Consider the following 5,412-nt stretch of genomic DNA (forward strand, 5'->3'; position numbering starts at 1 on the left):
TAACGCCCTGCTAAGTGGCTAGCAACGCAAACCACGACACTTAAACTAACCACCGTAAACACTGTACCAAACTAGAACTAAAATCGCCGAGCGTTGATAGTCCGTCTTAAGCAGATTGTTAGCTGCTACGATTAAGGTTGAGATTTTCACCCAAGTGCCTAGTTTGAAATACATTATTGCTTTCGAGTAACAATGTAAATTGGACAGCTCACAAACCAAGCCCTAATTGATGAAATTGGTTTGGTAAAGAATGCTTTCGAAGAAGCCAACTACCAAGTGAGCAAAACTGATTTAGTCACGGTAATGTCAACGCCCAAGAAGCCACACCAAAGAACTAAACAAACGCACCACTTCAGTAAACTGACTTTGGTTGATTCAATCACTTTTCGAACAGTGCCACTGGCGAGATACTTTGTACCCTAGAACTTTCAGCTGTAAAACCTGAGCCCAGTTTTCATGAGCACTTAGCCCATAGCTTCTTCAAATTCTAGCTAACGCCCAATTAAGGGGTGAACAACGCCTCATCCCAAACCTAAAGCATTGTGCCATAAACACTAAATTTGAAGTAGAAGCCAAAATACCAAGCGTTGTGAATCCCTCTTAAATTGCTTGTTAAGTGACTTTTTCATAACTCGAAATGATCGTCGTATGGGATACAGACGCATCAAAGTATTGAGCCTTTATTTTTAAATACTCACAATCTGAAAAGAAAGCTTCTGCGGCTGTTTTACTGGGGAATCGAATAGTGAAAACTCGATTGATAGGGGCATCAACTTCTGAAAGTAAAACCTCAGAAACCACGAAGTCAAAACCGAAACCTCCACCGAAAGACTTAAGAATCGGTTTCATAGCCGCTCGATAGTCTGCATACACTTCATCATTTGAAACTTCCAGACCAACTAAGAATTCATACATTTTATAGCTTCCTATGCTTCATGCCGGATTGACACTTAACGCCCTGCTAAGTGGCTAGCAACGCATACCACAACACTCAAACCAACCACCGTAAACACTGTACCAGACTAGAACTAAAATTGCCGAGCGTTGATAGTCCGTCTTAAGCAGTTTGTTATGCGTGCGGCTTAAATTTCTTCGTCATTCCTTGGCTGGATGGAGAAACAAGCTTGTACCCTAATTTTTCGTAAAACACTGGCTCATCTGCGATCATTGAAACATAAGAGCCTTCGAGAGCAACCGACGACAAATAGTTATCTATATGCTCCATGACCTTCCGGCCTAACCCTTGACCTTGATAGTTTGGATCAACTGCAACATCCACGACTTCAAAGTTACATGCACCGTCTCCAACTACCCGACCCATCGCAATTAGAACATCATCATCTCGAACCGAGATAGCGTACAAGCTATTTGGCAAAGCAATAGTGGCAGCTTTTAACGACTTTGGAGACAGGCCTGCCTTCACTCTCATTTCGCAAAATTCTGATGGGCTAGGGACTTTTGCTTCGTATGTTATTGTCATGATGTACATCTCCTTTTATTACATTCGGAGAATACACAAAACAACTGTATAAATAAACATGTAACGTGAGTTTTTGATTAGTACGCATAACGCCGCATTAAGGTGTGAGCGACGCTTGGCTACACTTGAGCGAAGCGAAAACGCCAAGCGTTGCGAGTCACTCTTAAATGCTTTGTTAGCTGGTTGTCTCCACAACATCGGAGGGGACCAAATTGAAACTTGTTGCCTGAATAAACCACTCATGCCAAGGCATCGTTTCCTTAAAGCCTTCAAAATGGAATGTACTCCCATCAAACTTCGCATTCATGATTTCATCAATTGGGTACTCTGGTGTTTCGTGGCTGACAGGTGCAACATTATTTAACCAGGTGAGGCTTTTTTCATTAGATACGTTGTATAGAGTCATAACCCCATTTTGAACAATTAGATCGCTTCCATTTGAGCTTGGGTGCTCTTTGCTGATGAAAATACCACTGAGAACGATGATAATCTTGGAGTCAGTTCTGGAAACATCTTCGATAGATACATCATGAAAGCTCATCTTCTCAAAGTCGGTATTAATTTCCATATAACCTCCTGCCAGCTAACGCCCTGCTAAGTGGCTGACAACATAACACAAAACGTAAACAGACCACCGTAAACACTGAGCAAACTTTGAAGTAAATTCGCCGAGCGTTGGCAGTCCGTCTTTAGCAGTTTGTTATAACCGTTTTTCCATTCGTAGAAGACCCCAAACCTCACCTTCAAACGATCTCGTACCAATTTCATGCGAGCTAACAACAAAACCCAATGACTCATAACAGTTCCTAGCCACAGTATTTTGGTCAAATACTGCGAGTGAGAATATACTAGCGTTGTATTTTTCTTCCGCCAGTTCGATTAATTGACCCAGCATTGCCTTAGAAATGCCCTGACCCCGAAAACTATTTGAAACAAACACACGACAAATTCGGAAGTGGGATTCCGCAACCTTGAATAGTTCGACGTAACCGGCGCTCTCCCCTGATACAACAAAGATAAAAGGGATCACCTCTGGCTGAGAACAATGCTGACTGATTTGACTTAAATTCAAAGGAAAGTCGAAATGAGGACCGCCCCATTGATAGTTCAACTTGTCAGAATCGATCCAGCCAATAAGCAGATCGTAGTCTTCTTTTTCAAATGTTCTAAGTTCCATCTTTCACCAAAGGGTTATAACGCTGTGTTAAGTGGTGAACAACGCCCCACTTAACTTAATAAAGCCACCTTAATCACTACATTAAAATTTGCAACCAAAACCGCCGAGCGTTGAGAATCCAGCTTGAACACTTTGTTAATAAAGTACTTTCCGCGCGCTCTACACCCAAACAACCCACCGAACTCAACAGTACAAACCAACCAGATTTTTATTGGCTACTGACCCACTGTCCTTTTCAGAAACCAACTTTGAGCAAGTAGCCAAACCAAAGTGACAGAGAACAGGCCACCCACTGAAGTCACGGACAGTTAATTGCCACAACGATGAACCTTTGAGAGTTAAGATGGTTGCTGGCATATTAGCGCTTTCGATGATTTCAAATGGCATTGTCACCAAAGAAACTTCAGAACGCAAAGTGCTAGAGAACGAGAATTTGTGCGGAGATAGATACAGCCAATGAAGGACTATTTGATCCAAAAATCATTCGTTAACAGTAGCTTATTAACGCCCTGCTAAGTGGCTAGCAACGCATAACACAATACTTAAACTAGCCGCCGTAAACACTGTACCAGACTAGAAGCAAAATTGCCGAGTGTTGATAGTCCGCCTTGAGCAGTTTGTTAGCTGCTACGAAGAAGGTTGAGTTTTTCACCCAAGTGCTTAATTTGAAATACATTATTAGTTTCGGATGACAATGTAAATTGGGCAGCTCAAAAACTAAAAGACTATTGATGAAATAGGCTTGGCAGAGAATGCGTTCGAAGAAGCCAACTACCAAGTGCGCAAACAGTTTTAACCACGGCAGCATTTCAACACCCAAGAAGCCACACCAAAGAACTAGACAGACACACCACTCCAGTAAGCTGACTTTGGTTGATTCAACCACTTAACGAACAGTGCCACTGGCGAGATAGTTTACGCACTGGGACTATCAAGTGTGAAGCTAGAGCCCCGTATTCATGAGCACTTAACCCATAGTTTTTAAATTCTAGCTAACGCCCTGCTAAGTGGCTAGCAACGCATAACACGATACTTAAACTAACCGCCGTAAACACTGTACCAGACTAGAACCAAAATCGCCGAGCGTTGATAGTCCGACTTGAGCAGTTTGTTAGGGATGCTTCTCACAAGCACCTTTATTGATTTGGAATACGGAGGTAGACCTACTAAATACCAATACCGAGAGCACCGCATGACCACTGAACCTCGAATCGCGCGCCCTACTAACCTGCGGTGGTTCACTAAACCCCAAGACTACCAAACCTAAAAACACCGATTCGATGAACTATTCGGGACAATGCTGAAATCACGCACTGCTCTAAACATGATGGACTTGAAAACGGTGAGCCGATGAAGCTGATATGTGCCTACCAAACTAAGCTTTCACCTACCGATGGTTGAGCCACATTACCGATAAACTGTCGATAAATACGATTCTTGAAGTGGCTTAGTACAAAACCACCAAGCCTACATTCTTTAAAGCAACCTAACGCCCTGCTAAGTGGCTGACAACATAACACAAAACGTAAACAAGCCACCGTAAACACAGAACAAACTTTGAAGTAAATTCGCCGAGCGTTGGCAGTCCGTCTTAAGCAGTTTGTTATAGCTTTCCTATCTTGGCAAATGAACTTGCAAGCAACTGAGTCTCTCCGGTTTCATGAAGCCAAATATAAACTTCTGGTTTGAACTGTGCTGATTCTTTTAAGAAAACCATTTGATCTCCAAGACCATTGCTGACAATTGCCAATGCATTGTGTGGAAAGTTACCAAAACCAGAACACGACTTGGTTTCTGCAATAATGTGGTTACACGTACGAGCTAGCCTTTTTCGATCGGAGTTGTCCTTGATTGGGTAAAGCTCCCAATCATCTTCTTCGGTCGTTGCCTCCCCACCATTGTCAGTCTTCATTGATTCACGGTAATCATGGGGGAGCCTTGCACCAAGCTCCACCTCAGTATTAACTAATTGTTCTTCTGTTAAGTTGAATCCCATTTTTACTCCAAAGCTATAACGCCAAATTAAGGTGTGAACAACGCTAACACCTTACCTAAAGCATTGTGCCATAAACACTAAACTGGATTGAAGTGAAAGCGCCGAGCGTTGTGAATCACTCTTAAATTTATTGTTATGTTCGTAGCCATTTGTACATGACGTAGCTATCAACTAGCCCTAGTTGAGCATGCTTATATGCCTTGGGAATTGTACCTATGATTTGAAACCCTAGCTTCTCCCATAGCTTCACCGCAACTTCATTGGTAGAAACCACGCTGTTAAATTGCATTGCATCAAAGCCAAGCCCTAGAGCAGTTTCCTGAGAATGTTCACACATAAGACGTGCAATGCCCTTACCTCTAGCTTCGCTTGAAACCATGTATCCACAATTACATATATGGCTACTTGGCCCCATTGCATTTGGCTTGATGTAGTAAGAGCCCAGTACAACGTCATTTTCTACGAAAACAAAAGCTTTCAGGGGAGATTCACACCATAGAGCGAATGCTTGTTCTAGCGTCATATTTGGGTCAAAGGCATACGTTTCTTGGGCCTGAATTACCGCCGAAAATGTTGGCCAAAACGACTCAAAATCGGCTTTTGTGATTTCCCTAATCATGAATTTCCTCCTAGAACATAACGCCGCATTAAGGTGTGAGCGACGCTTGGCTATACTTGAGCGAAGCGAAACTGCCAAGCGTTGCGAATCACTCTTAAATGCTTTGATACTCATTGAGCCTTCTCCTCCAACTTAGCCTC

General features: G+C 42.6%; 7 protein-coding genes. All 7 read right to left on the reverse strand.

Going from position 1 to position 5,412, the window contains the following annotated elements; translation table 11 throughout:
- Positions 1 to 45: 45 nt before the first annotated feature.
- Positions 46 to 174, reverse strand: a complete 129-nt coding sequence (locus tag APB76_RS23415) for a hypothetical protein (protein WP_269085111.1) — start codon at positions 172 to 174, stop codon at positions 46 to 48.
- Between the two features lie 438 nt (positions 175 to 612).
- Positions 613 to 915 (reverse strand): DUF1330 domain-containing protein, encoded by a 303-nt coding sequence (locus APB76_RS16470; RefSeq protein WP_054963647.1) that lies wholly within the window; start codon positions 913 to 915, stop codon positions 613 to 615.
- Between the two features lie 154 nt (positions 916 to 1,069).
- Entirely contained in the window at positions 1,070 to 1,480 is a 411-nt protein-coding gene (locus APB76_RS16475; RefSeq protein ID WP_054963648.1) for a GNAT family N-acetyltransferase, read from the reverse strand.
- 175 nt (positions 1,481 to 1,655) lie between these two features.
- The gene (locus APB76_RS16480; protein WP_054963649.1) at positions 1,656 to 2,048 is read right to left on the reverse strand and encodes a hypothetical protein; all 393 of its coding nucleotides are present in this window, start codon (positions 2,046 to 2,048) and stop codon (positions 1,656 to 1,658) included.
- Positions 2,049 to 2,180: 132 nt separating this feature from the next.
- Positions 2,181 to 2,657: a GNAT family N-acetyltransferase gene (locus tag APB76_RS16485; protein WP_054963650.1), complete on the reverse strand. Its 477-nt coding sequence runs from the start codon at positions 2,655 to 2,657 to the stop codon at positions 2,181 to 2,183.
- A gap of 1,603 nt (positions 2,658 to 4,260) precedes the next feature.
- Positions 4,261 to 4,653: an SMI1/KNR4 family protein gene (locus APB76_RS16500; RefSeq protein WP_054963652.1), complete on the reverse strand. Its 393-nt coding sequence runs from the start codon at positions 4,651 to 4,653 to the stop codon at positions 4,261 to 4,263.
- A gap of 133 nt (positions 4,654 to 4,786) precedes the next feature.
- The gene (locus tag APB76_RS16505) at positions 4,787 to 5,272 is read right to left on the reverse strand and encodes a GNAT family N-acetyltransferase (protein ID WP_054963653.1); all 486 of its coding nucleotides are present in this window, start codon (positions 5,270 to 5,272) and stop codon (positions 4,787 to 4,789) included.
- Positions 5,273 to 5,412: the final 140 nt, after the last annotated feature.

This window comes from Vibrio bivalvicida (assembly GCF_001399455.2).
GTDB classification, from domain to species: domain Bacteria; phylum Pseudomonadota; class Gammaproteobacteria; order Enterobacterales; family Vibrionaceae; genus Vibrio; species Vibrio bivalvicida.

Bases quoted from the DNA above. Each gene is read 5' to 3' on its own strand.
- APB76_RS23415 (WP_269085111.1), bottom strand. From the start codon at position 174: ATGTATTTCAAACTAGGCACTTGGGTGAAAATCTCAACCTTAATCGTA.
- APB76_RS16470 (WP_054963647.1), bottom strand. From the start codon at position 915: ATGTATGAATTCTTAGTTGGTCTGGAAGTTTCAAATGATGAAGTGTAT.
- APB76_RS16475 (WP_054963648.1), bottom strand. From the start codon at position 1,480: ATGACAATAACATACGAAGCAAAAGTCCCTAGCCCATCAGAATTTTGC.
- APB76_RS16480 (WP_054963649.1), bottom strand. From the start codon at position 2,048: ATGGAAATTAATACCGACTTTGAGAAGATGAGCTTTCATGATGTATCT.
- APB76_RS16485 (WP_054963650.1), bottom strand. From the start codon at position 2,657: ATGGAACTTAGAACATTTGAAAAAGAAGACTACGATCTGCTTATTGGC.
- APB76_RS16500 (WP_054963652.1), bottom strand. From the start codon at position 4,653: ATGGGATTCAACTTAACAGAAGAACAATTAGTTAATACTGAGGTGGAG.
- APB76_RS16505 (WP_054963653.1), bottom strand. From the start codon at position 5,272: ATGATTAGGGAAATCACAAAAGCCGATTTTGAGTCGTTTTGGCCAACA.